The 18,903-nt window shown below is 44.1% G+C and carries 20 protein-coding genes; 3 read left to right on the top strand and 17 right to left on the bottom strand.

The genetic code is table 11. The features are described 5' to 3' along the window. Positions 1–316: 316 nt before the first annotated feature. Positions 317–721: a GNAT family N-acetyltransferase gene (locus BMW45_RS16840; protein WP_330390769.1), complete on the bottom strand. Its 405-nt coding sequence runs from the start codon at positions 719–721 to the stop codon at positions 317–319. Positions 722–775: 54 nt separating this feature from the next. Then, positions 776–1,429 (bottom strand): class I SAM-dependent methyltransferase, encoded by a 654-nt coding sequence (locus BMW45_RS16835; protein WP_207649080.1) that lies wholly within the window; start codon positions 1,427–1,429, stop codon positions 776–778. A gap of 353 nt (positions 1,430–1,782) precedes the next feature. Here BMW45_RS16835 and BMW45_RS16830 point away from each other — a divergent pair, with 353 nt between their 5' ends. Further along, positions 1,783–2,457: a DUF5680 domain-containing protein gene (locus tag BMW45_RS16830; protein WP_092246026.1), complete on the top strand. Its 675-nt coding sequence runs from the start codon at positions 1,783–1,785 to the stop codon at positions 2,455–2,457. A 148-nt stretch (positions 2,458–2,605) separates the two neighbouring features. Here BMW45_RS16830 and BMW45_RS16825 read toward each other — a convergent pair whose 3' ends face one another. The 9 genes from BMW45_RS16825 to BMW45_RS16785 form a co-directional block, all read right to left on the bottom strand. Continuing rightward, entirely contained in the window at positions 2,606–3,085 is a 480-nt protein-coding gene (locus BMW45_RS16825) for a hypothetical protein (RefSeq protein ID WP_143057054.1), read from the bottom strand. 231 nt (positions 3,086–3,316) lie between these two features. Next, complete coding sequence (locus BMW45_RS16820; protein WP_092246020.1) at positions 3,317–3,604, bottom strand: DUF4491 family protein; 288 nt, start codon at positions 3,602–3,604, stop codon at positions 3,317–3,319. Positions 3,605–3,617: 13 nt separating this feature from the next. Further along, positions 3,618–4,013, bottom strand: coding sequence for a YbaN family protein (locus BMW45_RS16815; protein ID WP_092246017.1), 396 nt, complete (start codon positions 4,011–4,013; stop codon positions 3,618–3,620). A 247-nt stretch (positions 4,014–4,260) separates the two neighbouring features. Further along, the gene (gene pta, locus BMW45_RS16810) at positions 4,261–5,232 is read right to left on the bottom strand and encodes a phosphate acetyltransferase (protein WP_092246014.1); all 972 of its coding nucleotides are present in this window, start codon (positions 5,230–5,232) and stop codon (positions 4,261–4,263) included. A gap of 125 nt (positions 5,233–5,357) precedes the next feature. Next, positions 5,358–6,746: a HAMP domain-containing sensor histidine kinase gene (locus BMW45_RS16805; RefSeq protein WP_092246011.1), complete on the bottom strand. Its 1,389-nt coding sequence runs from the start codon at positions 6,744–6,746 to the stop codon at positions 5,358–5,360. Continuing rightward, positions 6,743–7,450, bottom strand: a complete 708-nt coding sequence (locus tag BMW45_RS16800; protein ID WP_025233792.1) for a response regulator transcription factor — start codon at positions 7,448–7,450, stop codon at positions 6,743–6,745. Before BMW45_RS16800 ends, BMW45_RS16805 begins: the two co-directional genes overlap by 4 nt. A gap of 83 nt (positions 7,451–7,533) precedes the next feature. Continuing rightward, a complete protein-coding gene (gene copZ, locus BMW45_RS16795) occupies positions 7,534–7,740 on the bottom strand; it encodes a copper chaperone CopZ (RefSeq protein ID WP_025233793.1) in 207 nt (68 codons plus the stop codon). A 22-nt stretch (positions 7,741–7,762) separates the two neighbouring features. Continuing rightward, positions 7,763–8,485 (bottom strand): hypothetical protein, encoded by a 723-nt coding sequence (locus BMW45_RS16790; protein ID WP_092246008.1) that lies wholly within the window; start codon positions 8,483–8,485, stop codon positions 7,763–7,765. Between the two features lie 7 nt (positions 8,486–8,492). Continuing rightward, positions 8,493–10,973, bottom strand: coding sequence for a heavy metal translocating P-type ATPase (locus BMW45_RS16785; protein ID WP_092246005.1), 2,481 nt, complete (start codon positions 10,971–10,973; stop codon positions 8,493–8,495). A 230-nt stretch (positions 10,974–11,203) separates the two neighbouring features. On the opposite strand from BMW45_RS16785, the gene BMW45_RS16780 reads away from it, so the two are divergent. Beyond that, on the top strand, positions 11,204–11,572 hold the full coding sequence (locus BMW45_RS16780; RefSeq protein WP_025233796.1) for a winged helix-turn-helix transcriptional regulator: 369 nt from the start codon (positions 11,204–11,206) through the stop codon (positions 11,570–11,572). Here the strand turns inward: BMW45_RS16780 and BMW45_RS16775 are convergent. The 5 genes from BMW45_RS16775 to BMW45_RS16755 all read right to left on the bottom strand — a co-directional run bounded on the left by BMW45_RS16775 (position 11,569) and on the right by BMW45_RS16755 (position 16,121). Next, positions 11,569–12,123 carry a DUF2318 domain-containing protein gene (locus tag BMW45_RS16775; RefSeq protein WP_092246002.1) on the bottom strand — a complete coding sequence of 185 codons (555 nt, stop codon included), beginning with the start codon at positions 12,121–12,123 and terminating at the stop codon, positions 11,569–11,571. The two genes, BMW45_RS16780 and BMW45_RS16775, sit on opposite strands and share 4 nt — an antisense overlap. A gap of 222 nt (positions 12,124–12,345) precedes the next feature. Beyond that, a complete protein-coding gene (locus BMW45_RS16770; RefSeq protein ID WP_025233798.1) occupies positions 12,346–14,223 on the bottom strand; it encodes an urease accessory protein UreH domain-containing protein in 1,878 nt (625 codons plus the stop codon). A gap of 139 nt (positions 14,224–14,362) precedes the next feature. Next, the gene (locus BMW45_RS16765) at positions 14,363–14,809 is read right to left on the bottom strand and encodes a chemotaxis protein CheX (RefSeq protein ID WP_092245999.1); all 447 of its coding nucleotides are present in this window, start codon (positions 14,807–14,809) and stop codon (positions 14,363–14,365) included. Then, positions 14,802–15,227 (bottom strand): bacteriohemerythrin, encoded by a 426-nt coding sequence (locus BMW45_RS16760; RefSeq protein ID WP_092245996.1) that lies wholly within the window; start codon positions 15,225–15,227, stop codon positions 14,802–14,804. The genes BMW45_RS16765 and BMW45_RS16760 overlap by 8 nt, the downstream gene beginning before the upstream one ends. 111 nt (positions 15,228–15,338) lie before the next feature. After that, positions 15,339–16,121 carry a shikimate kinase gene (locus BMW45_RS16755; RefSeq protein ID WP_092245993.1) on the bottom strand — a complete coding sequence of 261 codons (783 nt, stop codon included), beginning with the start codon at positions 16,119–16,121 and terminating at the stop codon, positions 15,339–15,341. Positions 16,122–16,346: 225 nt separating this feature from the next. Here BMW45_RS16755 and BMW45_RS16750 point away from each other — a divergent pair, with 225 nt between their 5' ends. After that, positions 16,347–16,979 (top strand): GyrI-like domain-containing protein, encoded by a 633-nt coding sequence (locus BMW45_RS16750; RefSeq protein ID WP_092245990.1) that lies wholly within the window; start codon positions 16,347–16,349, stop codon positions 16,977–16,979. 156 nt (positions 16,980–17,135) lie between these two features. Here BMW45_RS16750 and BMW45_RS16745 read toward each other — a convergent pair whose 3' ends face one another. Then, entirely contained in the window at positions 17,136–18,830 is a 1,695-nt protein-coding gene (locus BMW45_RS16745) for a methyl-accepting chemotaxis protein (protein WP_092245988.1), read from the bottom strand. Between the last annotated feature and the right edge of the window lie 73 nt (positions 18,831–18,903).

Genomic DNA, 18,903 nt, shown 5'->3' with positions numbered 1-18,903 from the left:
ATGCAATAAAAGAGCAGCCCATGTATATAAACAACATGGATTTAAGATATGCGGGACAATTGAAAATGCCGAAAAATTAAAGGATGGTACGTATCGGGATCTACTTATGATGATATGTAAATTATAGGATTGCTATATGTAAAGGGGTGTATCAATTAAAAATAGAAAAAGCAGAATATGAGGATTTAAAAGATACACTTGAATTTATCAGAGGACTGCCGCTTATGGTATTAAGTTAGCAGTCCTCTGAAGTGTCTCTAAGATTTATCGTTTTAATAAAAAATGTGCTACCGGAACATTTCCATCCATTTCTGTACTACTTACTATAAAACCGCATTTTTCTGTATAAAAACTTTATGTTTTCCTCTTTATCCGCAGGGGTTACCAATGTTATCTTTTTCCAATCGCAATAAAAGTCCAGAATATGGTGAAATGCGTGTGTGCCAATTCCTTTGCCCTGATATTCAGGAATAATGCAAAGACATCCCAAATAATACTCTCCATCTCCTCTGTCAGCAATTGAAATAGCTCCAATGGGATTGTTTACGCTGTAAATAATTAGTTTTTGAGACTTTTCAATCGATGCTTCCATTTCTTCTCTTGTTTTACCATAAGCAGGACATTCCCCATACTTAACATAATCAGTATAGAATGCTGCATTATAAATATTGATTAATAAATCTACATCTTTCTTTTCAGCTCTTATATATCTCAATCCCATAATACTTTTCATCCAATCTAAAATTTTCACCTCTTGCATGTAAGGAAATAACAATCATTTATATGCTTTCAAAATGTTCGTACTTTGCCATTTATTCAGTAGTTCGACTTTTGAAAATCCTCCGGAGAGTAACGCTTCTGTTTCATGCGCTCGTGTAAGCGGTGTATCATAGTGATAGAACTCACTGTCACATATTCCCAATTCTTTTTTCAACCGGGAAAGCTCTAAAAAGTTATTCTTTTCTTCCTCATCATTTTCAGCCATATAGTCCGTTAAAATAAAATATCCGCCCTCTCTCAACGAACCATGCAGCTTTTTATAAAGCAGGATTTTCTGTTCCATAGTGAAATGATGCAATGATTCCACAGAAACGGCAGCATCAAATACTTTTTCACCAAAAGGAACCTCAAAATATGAACCATTGATAAGCGTAAGCTGTTTGTCTGGAAATTTGGCCTTAAGTGCTTTTAACATCCCATTTGCCAAATCGATTCCTGTTATGGCAGCAAGTGGATTAAGCATAAAATATTCGTTCAATTCAAGCCCTGTCCCACAGCCCAAATCGAGTACTTTACAGCCTTCGGCCATAGGCAGCTGGGATGCCGTATAGGGATAAAATATTTTTGCAGAATCAATAGCATTAAGCTGGTGATCCTCATACCCATCTAAACGACTATCAAAAAATTCTTCCATCTTTTCAAGTTTCATTACAATCCCCCCCATATGATCAATCAAATAAGTTTTAAGAATATACTACCATCTAACATACGAACTATCAATATTTGTTACTGAATGTACATCAAATTTCAGCTTATTTTATTCGTGATAAGTAATCATAACATGAATAGGTATAATCCTTAAAAAATTCAATATTGGATAACAGAGTATAATACTTTTCACCTAAAACTGCCAGCTATCCATATATCGCTCTCATACAAAAATGCCAACGGCACTTATTAATTACAATAAGCAAGTAAAAGTAGCAAAAAAGCAACCAGCAGGGACTACAAAAGTACAAGTCAAATATGGTAAGATAGAAAAAAACACGGAGGTGGATTTCTATGATTTTTCCGGAAAAATTACAGCTACTAAGAAAAAGCAAAGGCATAACGCAGGAGGAACTAGCTGAAAAAGTTTCCGTATCCCGTCAAGCCATAACAAAATGGGAAAGCGGCCAGGCATATCCTGACATTTCCAATCTCATCAGTATATCAGAATTTTTTAAAGTTACGATTGACCATTTGGTAAAAGATAATGATTCCTGCATTACTTCTATCGTCAAGGAAGATTCCTGCGACAGTAATGAATTAATTGATTTTCTTATTAAGGCAAAATGTAATACTTATGCTGCGAAAGGAAGAGAATGTGCCTCTTCAAGGCCAAGCTCCCATGATTTACGTTATGAAGAAGGCGTCTTCTTGTATTTAGACACGTATATCGGCGGTGAGTGTTTTTCCGGAGAAGAAGCCGTGTGGAAAAACAGCATTCCAATCTATGCAATGAATTACTCCGGTCGGGTAATAAGCAGTAATTTTAACAGCGACTTTTTAAAGGCGGTCTTATTAGCGGTACCCCGGGATAAACCCTTCCGCGGTCCTGACTTCTATCAAGAGCATGATTATCTTTATAAATGCAAGGTATGCGGAGATTTCAAATGGTATCAGGGATACGAAGAAATATACTATAAGAATTTACAGGTTTATGAGTGTTATTTTCATGGAGGAATCGTAAAGTGAGATAATCAGCACAATGCCTGTATTTACAATTTATCACTATGGCTGCCCTCATAAGTATCGAACCATGTATTAGAATGAGAACAGTCTATACCTATATCCAATTTGGCATAATCCTTATTTTCCTTCCGGTTCATGGCAATTCCCTTTCCTATATCTCATATAATATTAATATCAACATCCGGAAAGGAAGTAAAAACATGCCCCCATTCCCACCTACCGATAGATCGCCAACCTCACCTATTGATAGACCCCAAAGACCCCCATCCCCGCCTACTGGCAGGCCGCCATCTCCACCTACCGGCAGGCCGCCATCTCCACCTACCGGCAGGCCGCCATCTCCACCTACTGGCAGGCCGCCATCTCCACCTACCGGCAGGCCTCCATCTCCACCTACCGGCAGGCCTCCATCTCCACCTACTGGCAGGCCTCCATCTCCACCTACTGGCAGGCCACCATCTCCACCTACTGGCAGGCCGCCATCTCCACCTACTGGAAGGCCACCATCTCCACCTACTGGAAGGCCACCTGGAGGAGGCGGTCCGGTACCTATGGGACCTCCACCATCCAGCGTTCCCCGAAGGCCTGGCCCTCCAAGCCCTGGAGTCAGATTTGTCAATCCTGGTTCCATGAGAAATTGCATTGGACGTTTTACTTATGTATGGTTAAGCAACGGATTAGAGTTTTGGTTTTTCCCAGTTCAGATCTGGGCAAATACCGTCGCAGGATTCCGTTGGGACCGAAGATTTGGTTGGTCATATACCGGAATATCACTAAACCGAATCGATATGTTTTCTTGCACCTGACGGCCATTTCTTCACAATTCAAAAAGCGATCCTTTATGGATCGTTTTTTGTTTACATTACCATTTTCTTTTAGGATTTCTGGGGAACCAGCCCTTTTCCACCCTCTCTTTCTGCTCTTTAAGCTCCTTTATACTCCATAAAAGCGAGAAGCCCAAAACTGCCAAAAGTGCGGATAATACTACCTTAGCGCATGCAAGAGAGAAACCGATACACAAGATTCCCCCTATCAGAAAAAGCGGCCAGATTCTGCTGCTAAAGTAATATTCTGCCTTGATAACAACAGGATGTAATAATCCGATGATAAGAAATGTTCCGATACCGATAAGAATTCCATTATAATTCATATTTGTCACCAACCTATCCCTTTGTAGTCGTTTCTGTTCTGCCTGCCTGACGCGTTTTAATAACAAAGATAAAAACATAATTGTGCAGAATAAAGGCTGCGATAAGAAGCAGACGTACAGCCATATTTCCGATCAATAGAAAGGAGATAAACATCATCAATCCTGCGGCAGTCTGAATGATAAGCTTCTGCTTTCTTGTCATTGACCGGTCATATTCATACCCTTTCACGTATTTTGCATACAGACCTGTGCCTCTGAACCAGCAATTGAGCTTTTCAGAGCTTTTTGTAAAACAGAGCAAGGCCAGCAGGAAGAACGGTGTGGCAGGCAGGCCAGGTACCACCGTTCCCATAACTCCCAGGGCCATGGCAGCGATTCCAATAGAAGCATATATTACTTTTTTTAACAAGCAAGACCCTCCTGTTCATTCCCCGCTGAAGCTTCCTGCAGTCCGGATATGTTTATCATGATCTATATAATAGTATTGGAGCTATGAGTTGATTATTCGTGCCGCCGCATCGGTATCTGGCAATATGCATTGTCGTAGGTATCTCCCGTTTTTCATGTTTTTACAACTTAAAAATCGCCAAAAGCATCACAAGACTCCATTCTGATGCTTTTGGCGCTTCAAGTTATCTCTACATTTTAAAGCAGGCTTATAGCAAAGCCGCTGTTATAATTGACATTTTATAAACCTCATCAGCATTGCATCCTCTTGAGAGATCATTGATCGGAGCATTGAGACCCTGCAGAATGGGGCCGAAAGCTTCAAAGCCTCCTAAGCGCTGCGCAATTTTATAGCCGATATTGCCGGCATCAATATCCGGGAAAATGAATGTGTTGGCATGTCCGGCTACATGAGAGTCCGGGGCCTTTACCTTCGCTACTGTGGGAGAAAAAGCGGCATCAAACTGCAGCTCACCATCTACCGGAAAGTCTAAATTCATTGCCTTCAATTTCTCAGCCGCATTGTGCATTTTATCAACGGATTCGCCTTTTCCGGAACCAAGCGTACTGTAGGAAAGCAGTGCGACATTGGGATTAATGGAGAAAGTACCGGCTGTTCTGGCTGTCTCCAATACAATTTCTACCAGCTCGTTTTCATCGGGATCAACATTAATGGCGCAATCAGCCATCGCATACATTTCACTGCCGCTTTCTGTCTGCCGGTATAGAATAAAGCAGCTGGAAACAATTTTGCTGCCAGGTCTGGCTTTAATCAGCTGCAAAGCCGGTCTTACCGTATCAGCAGTCGAATAGGTTGCTCCGCCTAACAAACAGTCTGCTTTTCTCATTTTGACCAACATGGTTCCGAAATAATTGGATTTTTCAAGTGCTGCCCGGCAGGCTGCTTCATCCATCTTACCCTTTCTCAATTCTACCATTTTGGCTACCATTTCTTCTAATCCTTCATAATTAAGTGGATCAATTTTTTCAATGCCATCGACGGGCCAGCCAAATTCTTTTGCAGCTGCGTCTATTTTACCAGGATTGCCAAGAAGGACCGGCGTAAGAACACCTTCATTGTAAAGGCGGCTGGCTGCTTCCAGGATTCTTGGATCAGTGCCTTCGGTAAATACGATTTTTCTTTTTTGAACTTTCAATGCGGCAACCATATTTTCGAACATATTCATTTCCTCCTCTGGTTATTTGATACTTATTTTATCAAGTATAAACCAAATCACATGAATAAATCAATAACGTTTCCCTAACTGCCCAAAACTTATCAATATAATCTCTCATACCGTTGGTTTCATTTGCCTTCCTTTGGAATGCTTACTGTAAAACAACTGCCCTGCTCTTTTACGCTCTCCGCCGTCACAGTTCCATCATGGGCGGCGACAATGGACTTAACAATAGCAAGACCGATTCCGGCGCCTCCGAATTTCCGGTTCCTGGATTTGTCGGTTCTGTAAAAGCGCTCAAAGATTAACGGCAACTCCGCTTCAGGAATTCCAATTCCCGTGTCCTTTACCTTAACAATCCCCCACCGGTCCGTTTCATATACTTTAATCTCTATAGCTCCGCCCTCCGGCGTGTATTTGACGGCATTGGAAAGCAGATTGGCCACGACCTGGCTGAATCTGTTTTTATCCGCTTCAGCAAAGACCGGACTGCCCTCTATGGAAAGAGATAAGTTCTTCTTGCTGATTTCTCCCTCCATCGTATCTGACACCGTTTGTACAATCTCCAGCAAATCGATCCGGGTTTTATTTAAGACCAGGTTTTCACTCTCTATCTTCGCCAGCTGCCCCAAATCCTCAACCAGCGTTCCAAGACGCATTACCTCCTCATGGCAGCTTTTCAGCCGTTCAGGGGTTGCATCCCATAAACCTTCGATCATGGCTTCCAAATGGGAACTCAAGGCAGTCAGCGGTGTACGCAGTTCATGAGCCACATCTGCAGTCATCTGTTTGCGCAGTCCTTCCTGTGTTTTAAGGGCATCGGAGAGATGATTGATTGCGTCTGCAAGATCATCAAGCTCCCGTATCCTTGTACCTGGCTCGAACCGGATGTCATAGTTGCCTTTAGATATTTGTTTGGCAATATAAGCCGTTTTTGTGACTGGACGGGATATTCTTCGGGCAAGGAGACACCCTACCACCACTGAGCAGGCGCTGGACAAGATTCCTATGACAAGAAGGACTGTATTCATGACATTGATAAAATTGAAATCAGCCTCATTCATAAAGAACGGACCGTAATACTTAATAGAGACTGCTCCCACCTTTTTCCCATTCTGATCAATTTCAAAGGTGTGGTCCACAAAGCCGCCCTCAGTGCCCCTCTCTTCCATACGCGCTGATATCTCATTCATAATCTGACCGCATAGGCTCATGTCATGGTTTTCCGCATCCCATACCATGTTTCCTCCTGCGTCGTACAGTTTCACGATATACCCGTCATACAAGGCATTCATGCCGATGGCATGAACGTAGTCAAGCTTCCAGTTCCGTTTGAATCCATCGTACTGCCTGCTTAAATCATCTACAATATTTTCCCTGCGCTCCCGCCCAAGTTCCGTGATATACTTCTCAAACTCCCGGTTAATAACCCAGTTGGAAAGAAGGCCAATCAGTCCAATAGTGACCAGAAGCGTCAGCAAAATAGAAAGAGACAGCTGTTTTCTTAGGCTCTTCAATCTCCATCCCCTCCGAATTTATATCCCAGCCCCGGGATCGTCCGCACATACACCGGGTTTTTGGGATCGTCCTCAACCTTTTTTCTAATGTTTTTTATGTGGCTGTCTATCGCCCGGTCATATCCGGCAAAGCCTTTGTCCAGAGCCGCCTCGATCAGTTCCTCTCTGGTAAAGACCTTCCCAGGGTATTTGATGAGCACCGACAGGATTTTCAATTCGCTGGGCGTCAGAGTCAGGCTGATTCCCTTTTTACGAACTTCATTCTTCTCAAAATCAATGACCAGATCTCCGTTTCTCCAGGAATTCCGTTTAACAAGGGGCACCAGGTCGCTTTCTGTCCTGCGGAGAACAGCTTCAACTCTGGCATACAGTTCTTTTAAACCAAAGGGCTTAGTAACATAATCATCTGCCCCAAGGCCTAACCCTTCCACCACATCACCTTCATCTACCTTGGCGGTCAGCATGATGATGGGAACCCGGGATTTTTTACGGATAGCAATGCACACCTCTTCTCCTGAGATATCCGGCATCATAAGATCCAGAATAACAAGAGAAATATTTTCCGAATCAAATATCTCCAGGGCTTTCCTGCCGTTTTCGGCAGGGAATGTGCGGAATCCCTTGCTTTCCAAAAGCAGACAGACAACCTCCAGTATTTTAGGTTCATCATCTACAACCAATACATTTTTGCTGCTTTTAAGCATTTTAGCACCTCTATCTAATAGAAATTAAAACGCGAAAGGCGGGAACCGCTCAATTGTGCGGTTCCCGTCCTCTTTACTTACTGCTAAATGATATCATAGCCCTGATCTTCAATCTCAGCTTTAATCTTATCTACGGATGCCTGATCCGGGTCATGATCCACGGTTACGGTTTTTGCTTCCAGGTCCACCGAAACACCGGATACGCCTGATAAAGCACCAACCGCATTTGTGATCGCCTTTACACAGTGTTCACATGCCATTCCATCTACATTTATAACTGATTTTGCCATTTGAGTTACCTCCGTTATATTTTTATTTTAAATTAAAGGGTTTTAATAATTTATAAACCTCTAAAGTCTTTCCGCCTTCCATTACTGAAACCGGGGCATATACCCAGCCTTCCACTTTTTCCGGATCAACACCGGCTGCAATGAGAGGTTCGGGATTTAATACAAAAACAATGTCCTTATCCTGATCTAGGTTTTTCACGGTATTTGTTTCCATATTTTTTGCCCATTCAAACATATTGCCGTCTCCCAGCTTTACCCCATAGTGATCCATGTCCATATGGTAGTTGATAAAGCTGCGGTGCTTATTTACGATCTGCTCATAGGCAGCAAGAGGAGTTGCCTCTCCCTCAGAAACCGGTTTTTCAGTTCCGAGCTTTGTTCCTACCATCAGCATTCCATCATAGGCTGCATAATTATCCGGCAGTTTATCCGTATCAAGCCCTGCATCGGTAAATGGGGCCGCATCAAGCTCCAGCATTACATCATGAAGTGGGCTCTGGCTGTAATCTCCGCTCCAGATAAAGCGTACACCGCCATCCGGGGCAGTTAAGGACCAGCCTCCATTGATTTCGTCAGCTTTCACATTGTCGGGAATCGTATTTAAAATTGTTTCAAAGGATGTGGCAGATTGTTTTCCGACTACATCCAGATTTCCCCCCGCTGTCTGTATAACCGCTACAACGATCACTGCCACCAATACTGCGGCGGCTCCCACCGCTGCAATTAATTTTCCATTTTTGTTCATATCCGGTTCACCTCGTTCCTGTGGTTGGTTTGAATCGTTTCAGCCGCAATGCATTCGTCAGCACGGAAACTGAGCTTAAGCTCATGGCTGCTGCTGCAAAAATCGGGTTAAGAAGCGGCCCGTTAAAGAGCAGATGTAAAAGCCCTGCAGCGATGGGGATTCCAATCACATTATAACCGAAGGCCCAGAAAAGATTTTGCTTGATATTTCGGATGGTCTGCTTGCTTAAGTTAATTGCCGTGGGCACATCCATTAAATCAGAACGCATGAGAACGATGTCAGCGGATTCCATGGCTACGTCTGTACCGGAACCGATTGCGATGCCGATATCCGCCTGGGCAAGAGCCGGAGCGTCGTTAATTCCGTCACCTACCATGGCTACCTTGCGGCCTTCGGCCTGCAGCTTCCTGACCTCATCGGATTTATCCTGAGGAAGCACCTCGGACAATACCCGGTCGATTCCTACCTGTTTTGCAATAGCCTCTGCAGTTCTCTTATTGTCACCGGTAATCATGGCTACTTCTATGCCCATCTTATGCAGGCGTTCAATGGCAGCCCTGCTGGATTCCTTTACAACGTCCGCAACGGCTACAATACCTGCCAGCTTGCCGTTAATGGCTACATACATCGGTGTTTTTCCTTCCCCGGCCAGCTGGTCTGACGCTTCCTCCATTCCTGTTAAGGAAATGCTGCGTTCCATCATCAGCTTCCGGTTCCCGGCAAGGATATCTTCTCCGTCTATCTTCGCTTCTATCCCCCGTCCGGTTAAGGACTCAAAATGTTCCGCTGCAGATAAGGAAAGTCCGGCATCTTCCGCACCGTGGACAATTGCCTGCCCCAGAGGATGCTCAGAGCCCTTTTCTGCTGAAGCCGTAAGCTGAAGCAGCAGTTCTTTGGAAACCCCTTCTACAGCCAGTACATCAGTCACCGTCGGTTTCCCTTCGGTAATGGTGCCTGTTTTATCAAATACGATCGTACTGATTTTATGGGCTGTCTCAAGAGCCTCTCCGCCCTTGATCAGGATACCGTTTTCTGCACCCTTTCCGGTTCCAACCATGATAGCAGTAGGTGTCGCAAGACCTAAGGCACATGGGCAGGCGATAACCAGAACTGAAATAAATATGGTAAGTGCAAACTTTAAGTCTCCGGCGGTGCCGATATACCAGGCAATACCGGAAAGCAGGGCAATCACACAAACGACCGGAACGAAATATCCGGAAACAATGTCTGCCATCTGAGCGATTGGAGCCTTTGAGCCCTGAGCGTCCTCTACCAGCTTGATGATCTGAGCAAGGGCCGTATCGCTGCCGATCTTTTCCGCTCTGAACCGAATGGTTCCTGTGGTGTTAAGGGAAGCGGCATAAACCTGATCCCCTTCTTTTTTATCCACCGGCATGCTTTCACCGGTCAGCATGGATTCATCGATGGCAGTATGGCCGCCTATCACGATCCCGTCTACCGGGATCTTTTCGCCGGGCTTTACTAAAATCATATCACCGATTTCTACTTCGTCAATAGGAATCTCTTTTTCCACGCCGTCTTCAAGAATGATTGCTGTCTTGGGCGCAAGGCCCATCAGCTTCTTGATCGCTTCACTGGTTCTTCCCTTTGAAACTGCTTCCAGGGATTTTCCCAGCAGAATAAGGGTGATGATAACTCCCGCCGATTCATAATACAGGGAATCCACTGCCATAAAATGTCCTTCTGCAATCTGGAACGTGTTGTAGATGCTGTAAAGAACAGCAGCCGTAGTTCCAATAGCGATCAGGGAATCCATGTTTGGACTTCTCTGAAACAGGGCTTTAAAACCAATGGTATAGAATTTATATCCAACGCCTATGACCGGAACCACCAGCAGCAGTTCCACCAGAGCATAGATCAGGGGATACTCCATGGGAGCGATCCCGGCCGGGAAAGGCAGACTGACGATCTTGATCATGGGTGCCATGGCAACGTAGAGAAGGGGTATGGAAAACACCGCAGATACGATGAACTTCGTCCATAGGGTCTTAATCTCCCGCTGCTTGCGTGCCCGGTCCTCATCCGCTGCATCTGCTTTATTTACTTCCAGGGCCTTGTAGCCTGCCTTTTCAATGGCTGCCCGTATGGCAGACATCCTGACCTTCTGAGGATCGTAGGCAACCGTAGCTTTTTCCGTTGCAAAATTAACCGATGTACTTATCACACCATCCAGTTTTCCCACAACTTTTTCTATACGTTTCGCGCAGGCCGCACAGGTCATTCCGCCGATTGGTATGGTCACATTGGCATTTTCGGATTTTTCCACCACTTCATATCCGATTTTTGATACTGCTGCTTTAATCGCAGAAAGTTCAAGGGCACTGCTGTCATATTCCACAAACAGCTTTTCACTTGCCAGATTTACATTCGCCTGGCTGATACCGGAAAGCTTCCGCACTGTTTTTTCAATTCTCTGCGCACAGGCTGCACAGGTCATGCCCCTTATATTTAAAATTTGACTTTCCATTCTGATTCACCTCACTATTTTTTACTGCCCCTTCCTTTGGGCGTCCCCTCCGGCGTCGGCAAAGATCACAATAATACTAGTTTTTTCCATGGCCTCCAAAAATATGCTATCCTGTTATCTTGTATTTTTCGAGTACTCATGTTATTATTATGGCACTAATTGCGAAATTTGCAAGTATGCACTTTTTTGTGTTATAGTACCCAAAACGATACTAAGGGAGGAGATTTTAAATGAACAGCGACTGCACAACTTATCATTGCCCCGTAGATGCCACATTGGATATGATCGGAGGGAAATACAAAGCCCTCATCTTATGGCACTTAATTAACAATACCCTTCGGTTTGGAGAACTTCGCAAGCTCATTCCCCAGGCAACACCCAAAATGCTCACCCAGCAGCTGCGGGAACTGGAGGAAGATCATCTGATTATCCGTACCGTATATCCGGTAGTGCCGCCAAAGGTAGAGTATATGCTTTCGGATCTTGGAAACAGTATCCGTCCTATTCTGGAAACCATGTATAATTGGGGAGCAGATTACTTAAGGCAGAATGGCCTTACCGTAAGCTGCTCCATGAAATTCCCCACGAAAGATTTTTAATAAGAAGCTTTCCAGTTAGCAAATATCTCCTTGGATTCCTTAAGGAAATCATAAGAGATCGTGATGGACTCGTCTGTCACGGTCTTTTCCTTGTCAAAAATAGGCCAGGGATTGCAGCCGCCTGCCTCCACTTCTACCCGGTTCATAGGAAAACGGTTTCCACAGTTCTGGCACACAAGAACATCTCCATCCTGCTTATAGTATCCTCTTCCTGAATCATAGCATACCTGGCAGGTGTTAAACGCTGTCCGGATCGTTCCATCCGGAGCCTGGACAGCAATGACCTCCATCTGAGTACCGTCTACATCAACCGGATAAAATTGGGCCGTACTTGAAATATCCTTTACCGGAATTACAAGGGTCTCTCCATTCTCTACCTTTTGTGCACTTTCTGCCGCTGCTTTGGTTGATTCTGTTTTCTCCGCCGTTTTCTTGGGAGCGCATGCAGTAAGGGCTACGGCAGCTATCATCAGTAGTGCAAGCTTCATTGGAAGCCCACTGCGTTTCTTTCCGTTTCTTTTGACATATCCGTTCTGAAATTTCTGTAACATGTAAATGTCCTCCTGAATTTATACTTTGTTAATTCTTTTTCTGTTTGTCTCCCATAAAAAACATTGCTATGATAATACCAAAGACCGGGAGTATGCAGTGCCAGTGACTTAATAATAAACTCATCAATCCATTCTCCTTTCCTCTTTCCTTTCCCTATTCCCAGGGCATAAAGGTATCCCTGGAAGGGATTTCCTCAGCCGAAACAGATCGATTCCCTGTGTTTATCCGCAGCAGGAACCGCCGGCTCCCTGGAAGGTATCTTCAGGCCAGATAAGAGTCTTAAAACTGCTTATTTCTTTCTTAATGGCATCCATATCTAAGTTATCTAAATCATCCACAACCTTGATATACCCATAAAAAGCATTGTCCCCGGTGGAAAAATCAAAGCTTCCTGCGGGTGTAAAATACAGGTTGTTTTCTCCCTCTTCAAGAGGAAGCTGGGTTGCAAAATCCGGAACTAGAAGCAGGGTTCCATAGGTGTCACCAGACGTATTGTCAATAATATTCCATTCCACATCCACACCGGATTTCACCACTGCCGCTGCCGGTTTAAAACCTTCATCCGTAAGTTCCATCGTTATTCTCTGAATGCTGTTTCCGTATTCATCCGTGGCGTCTTCCGCAACTGCTATCTCATCCGTTGGAATCGTATAACCGGCTGCTACCGGTTCTTCCGGCGCATATTCTTTTAATACGCCCTCTCCATCAGAGCCTGTGCTGTTCTTTACATCTCCTTCTTCCGACACATTAATGGACCCACGGATCATCCCCATCCAACAGCTGTAAGAGATCTTCCCTGTTTTTTCAGGAGTAAATTCAATGACATTTTCTCCGGTCTTAAAGGAATATTCAATGCCAAGATCCCGGATAATCATCCGGTTGTTACAGCCGTTTACGCTTCCCTGGGGCGCATCGATGATCCATTTTACCGGAATCCCTTTCTGAACATTGATGTTGGGATATCTACCTGGAGAAAGTGTACTGTTTATGATCTGAACTCCGTCTTCTATTTTTATATCTTCCTTTTTCTCCTGCCCTCCGGCTGCATAGGCGTTGTTACCGCCACTTGAGAATAAGTCCGGTGTCTGGAATCCTGACAGACTCAACCCCTGGGAAAACATGGACATACCCAGTACCACAACCAGAACCGCTCCCACTGTCATGACCTTGCTTGTGAACCTTTTTCCCAGTGCTGAGGAAAGTGCTCCAAGTCCGAACATCAGAGGTACGGTGCCGAGGCTGAACAGGAACATGGAAAGCGCGCCGGAAAAGGGGCTTCCGGTGGACAATGCATAGATCTGCATCGCCTGTAAGGGGCCGCATGGCATAAGGCCGTTTAGCAGACCCACAATCAGAGGACTGCTGCTTTTTGATTTTTCTTTGTCAATTTTTCTCGCAAATATTTGAGGCATTCTCGGATTCAGCCTGCGCAGCCACGGGAAAATCCCCAGCATGTTTATGCCCATAATGACCATAAACACTCCGGCTGCCAGCTTTAATACTCCCTGAAGAGTATTTGAGAACGTAACCACCGAACCCAGCGCTCCCACCAGGAAGCCTACCGCAGTGTAAGAGATCACCCGTCCCAGGTTATAAAGAAAAGTTGGCCGGAATGTAGAAAAACGGCTCTTTTCTGAGACAGCATCTCCGCTTTTTGGAATGCACTGGGACAGATTGATTCCGCCGCACATTGCCACGCAATGAACGGATGTAACCAGGCCGATGACAAACAGCATTCCATAACTCATCTTTTCGTCTGCCAGCTGGCTGGGCGCAAGCAGGTTTAAAAGACCGAACTGCTGGATCAGCATATATAAGGAAACAATGATAAGCAGGATTCCTATGACCCGACTGCTATCCGGTCCCTGCTTTTCATGATCTGTTAATACCTTGTAATCCAGACCTTCAATAATCCCTACAATGCTTTTATACGAAATAATATCCGTATCAAAGGTGATAACAGCAGTTCCAGCGCTGTAACTTACTTCTGCTTTTTCGATTCCAGCCGTGTTGCGCAATTTTTTTTCAATTTTATTTTGACAGCTGATACAGGTCATCCCGCCGATCCGTAATTTTTTAGTTCTTACAGCAGATCCCATCGTCTGTCCTCCTTTTTCAATTTCTGAAACAAAGAATAGCAGGGCGATTTGTAGAAGTTGTGTAGATAAGATTTTTTTCAAAAAAAACGTGTATACCACTCATTCAAATGGTATACACGTGTCAATTATGTATTTAAAATTACTCAGCCTGACTAAGCCTTATATCCAGACAAACATCACCGATGGCTGTAGTCACACAGCAGGCAGTATGGAATGTATATTCTCCACTCTCGTCCGGCTTACGTAAAACCGGCGGAAGGATATCACAGGTCAGATCTTCACCAGCAAGCATGGTAAGAACATTTCCGCTGATAATATTGGCAACTTCAGATACGGCAGAGGTAACAAACTCATCCACTGCATCAAATTCCATGCCGCTCATGATATTTACGATGCCAAGAGATGTCTCATGAGGAAGGCGGTAAATCACCTCCCCCTTAAGATCTCCAATAAAGCCGATGGAAACGTCTAGTTCCTCCTCGCATGCAAAAGAATCTGCCGGGTGATCGGAAACATCGTTAAGTTCAAGCATCAGCTTAAATACATTCCGGGTTGCTTCTAAAAAGGGGCCATATAAATCAGTCATTCTTAGCTACCCCCTTTGAAATCGCATAAGTGGCTATGCGCTGGTCTTCTGCTGCAACATGGTTGATAAGCCATGCCATAAGCTTTCCTGCGAACGTCTGCATCAGCTGCTCGTCATAACCGCTGCGCTCATATTCTTCCGTAACTGCAAGGACATAATTTACCATGTCGGTATGGATCTTCTTATGCTCTTCTCTGCCCGGATAACCGATTTTCTCCTGGTATGCCTCCTCGTCACGGAAATGCTCTACCACATACGCATTCATAAATTCTAATGTTTCATTTACCTTTTCTACTTTTTCATCCCAGGAAGCGGAGGAACGTAATACTTTCATAAAAATCTCTACCCGCTGAAACAGTTCCATATGCTGTACATCAATCAACGGAACTCCCAGCTCATATTTATCCTTCCAAAGCATCGTTATCCTGTCCTTTCTTTAAAATATACCGGCTCATCAAGCCGGTATATTCTTTATCATTCGTTTGAAATCTTTGCTCATGCCTGTATTATAGCACGATTCGGATACAAGTCAATGTTCAAATTGAATGAGGGAAACAATCATTTCTTCACATATCTGCTGTACACTTTTATGATCCGTTTCTACGATTATATCCGCTGCTTTTTCATAAAAATCCTTACGTTTTGCCATAAGCTCTTTTATAAATTCCACGTTCATATTTCCATTTAATATTGGACGCCCGCCATCATCCTTTACTCTCTCCAAAATGGTTTCAGGGCTGGCAGTTAGAAGTACGACACAACTTCCCTTTTTAAGATTTTTAACATTTTCCTCACGTATTACCGCTCCGCCCCCACAGGAAATAATAGTCTGGCTGCAGTTTTGCAGGTTAAGGATCGCATTGCTTTCACAGTCCCTGAAGTACTCTTCTCCGTATTTTTCAAATATATCCCGGATCGGCATCTTCTGGTCTTCCACGATCATGGCATCTACATCCACTTCCTTCATGGCCAGCATATCCTTTAAGTATTTGGATACCGTACTTTTTCCTGTTCCCATAAATCCGATCAAAGCAATGTTATGATCAAACAGTCTTTTGCTCTGTACACATTTGCTTTCCTCATCGATTTGTTTGAAGATTCTTGATAGTTCGTTACAATAATCATGATCTCCTATTGCAGCAAGTAACGTTTCGTGCCGGAGTTTCTCCTCTTCCATCTGGAATATAGGAAGTCCTTGCTCCTTCTTGTATTCCATGATCTCTGCTGCGTAACTAAGCCGCCGCATCAAAAGGTCTAAAATTTCCATATCACAGCGATTCAAATCTTTTTTTATTTCATTCAGCTCTCTCATACTGTCTCTCCATTTTTATCTTATCGTTCCTTTATATTTTTTACATTATACATAATATGGAGGCAAGCTGTAAAGCAATTCTTTCGGATTGTTTTGTCAGGAATTTTTCTGGTCAATGGAACAAATTTACTCATTATTCATATAAATTCGTTGTTTGGAGGCAGGTAAACGTGATATAATTTATTTTTGAGAAGTATATCATATGCACGAAAGGTGGTATGACTTATGGCAATTGATTTCAAAAAGATGGAAAAGGATTTATACCAACCCGGCGCGAAACCAGCCATCATCGAAGTGCCGGAAATGACTTTCATTATGATTGATGGGAACGGTGATCCAAATACCAGTGAGGTATATCAGACTGCATTGGAAGTCCTCTATGGTTTGGCTTATGCTGTAAAAATGAGCAAAATGGGCGGCAGACAGCCCAAAGGGTATTATGACTTTGTTGTTCCCCCATTGGAAGGTTTGTGGTCAACGGATACAGGCGTCGTTGAATCTGGTATAACAGATAAGAGTGCATTTTGTTGGACCTCCATGATACGAATGCCGGAGTTTGTTACACCAGAAGTCATTGAAGAGGCGAAAGTCAACCTTTTAAAAAAGAAGCCCAGTCTTGATTTATCTATTGTGCGGCTTGAAGTTTTCAATGAGGGGCTTTGCGCTCAGGTTATGCACACCGGCTCCTATGATAACGAACCGGCAACAATTCTCGCCCTAAAAACATTTGTTGCGGATTCGGGTTATAGGATTGATCTTTCGGACACGCGCAAACATCATGAATTGTATCTAAACGACCCGTGTAAAACATCTACAGAAAAATTGAAGACAATAATTCGCTATCCGATTATCAAGTAATATGAGAGATGCATTTTTAGAATAGAAAACTTTACGGTAATACGAGCATTTGTAAATAAGGTACTAATAAAGGTAAAGTTACAAATAAAGATACAAATAACGGATGATGCGAATAAGTTATATCGCTTCATCCGTTTTCTGAATTATAAAACTGTTTCAACGAGTATGCAGTGAATCTTCTTTAAAGAGTCTGAATCTGCCCACTTCCTGCTGGAGCATCTGCGCCTGGGCAGCCAGTTCTTCACTGGATGAAGAACTTTCTTCTGCGGTCGCAGCGTTTGTCTGGACAACTGCAGATACCTGGTATAAGCCCTGATTGATCTGTTCTATCACCTGTACCTGCTGGGAAGAGGATTCCTCGATCCCTCTAATCGCTTGTTCCACAAACTGCGCCTGCTCCGCAACTCCCTGAAGAACCTTTGCCGTCTCATCGGCTAATTTCTCACCCTCTGAAACACTGGTCACCGAATATCTGATCAAATCAGCCGTCTGCTTGGCTGCTTCCGCAGATTTTCCGGCGAGGCTCCTGACTTCATCTGCAACCACTGCAAATCCTTTGCCAGCCTCTCCAGCGCGGGCAGATTCCACAGCCGCATTGAGCGCAAGAATGTTCGTCTGGAATGCAATATCTTCAATCACTTTCGTGATGTTTGATATTTTATCAGAGGCGGAACCGATTTCCTTCATCGCCTCATTCAGCTTCCGCATGTATTCATTGCTCTCGTTGACCCCGGCACCGGCCTGCCCAACATAATCAGCAGCCCTTTGAACATTTTTTGCATTTTCTTCTGCCTGCTCCGCCACGCTGCTGACGGAAGCATTCAGTTCCTCAATCGTAGCTGCCTGCTCCGCAGTTCCGGAAGCCAGAGCCTGTGCCGCAGAGGAAACCTGTTCTGCCCCTGCATTGACCTGATCGGATGCTGTGCTTATTAATAACAGTGTGTGGTTTAAATCTTTTCTGATTTTTTGCAGTGCAAGCCCAAGGATGTCCTGGTCAGAACGAAGGGGGACCTCATTGGTAAAATCTCCATTGCTGATCCTGTCGGCTGCATCCACCTGTTTTCCAATGCTGTCGATCATCTTAGTAAAGGCATTGGCAAGCTGGCCGGTTTCATCCTTTGAATCAATACTGCCAAGCTCCACATCCACATGCCCTAATGCGATCCGGTTTGCAGCATCCACAACCTGCTCAATTGGCTGACTGATCATTTTTGAGATTCTTGCCCCTAAAAATACTGCTGTACCGGCTCCAAATGCAACAAAAAGAACCAGAACAGCGGTCAGCCACAATGCAGTATCATGATTGGAATCATTGGTCCTTCCGGCTTCATCCATCCGGTTGTCAATTAATTTGTTGAAATTATCAAACATCTTCTGAATATTATTTGTTTCCTGAAGAAGTGCCTCCCAAGCGGCAACCTCATTACCTGCCTTTGCCTCATACATACACTTCTCCACGGCTGGCTTAAAGGATTCATTAAACAGCGAAACAGACTCATCTAAAAGGGTAAAGGATTCCGGATTGGTTATAGTCTTGCGGTAAGCCTCTATGCTGGTTAAAAACTTCTCCGACCCACTGTCAAAGCTTTGCTTCAGATCATCAAGCTTTTGGGCATCTCCCGTATAAATTACCATGGCTCTTGAGTCCACCCGGAACTGATAAAGGCTTTCAAGTGCCTCAAATAAATCTTTCATTGGAGCTGTCTGCCCTTTATACATGTATGTATCCATTTGACTGATCCTGGCAAGTCCGGCAATTCCTGCACCCCCGACCAGCAACATAATAAGCGTCAGGCCTAAAAAACCCGTCGCCAGTTTTCGCGAAATACTGAAATCCTTAAAGCTTTTCATTTTATTTCCTCCCTGTTTTCTTAGGTATGATTAAAAATAGGACAATCCGGCTTCCCTATCCGGGAGCGCAATG

The organism is Lacrimispora sphenoides (assembly GCF_900105215.1).
In the GTDB taxonomy this organism is placed as follows: Bacteria; Bacillota; Clostridia; order Lachnospirales; family Lachnospiraceae; genus Lacrimispora; species Lacrimispora sphenoides_A.
The sequence above is the reverse complement of the archived record's forward strand: the minus strand, read 5'-3'. Positions and strand labels throughout refer to the sequence as shown.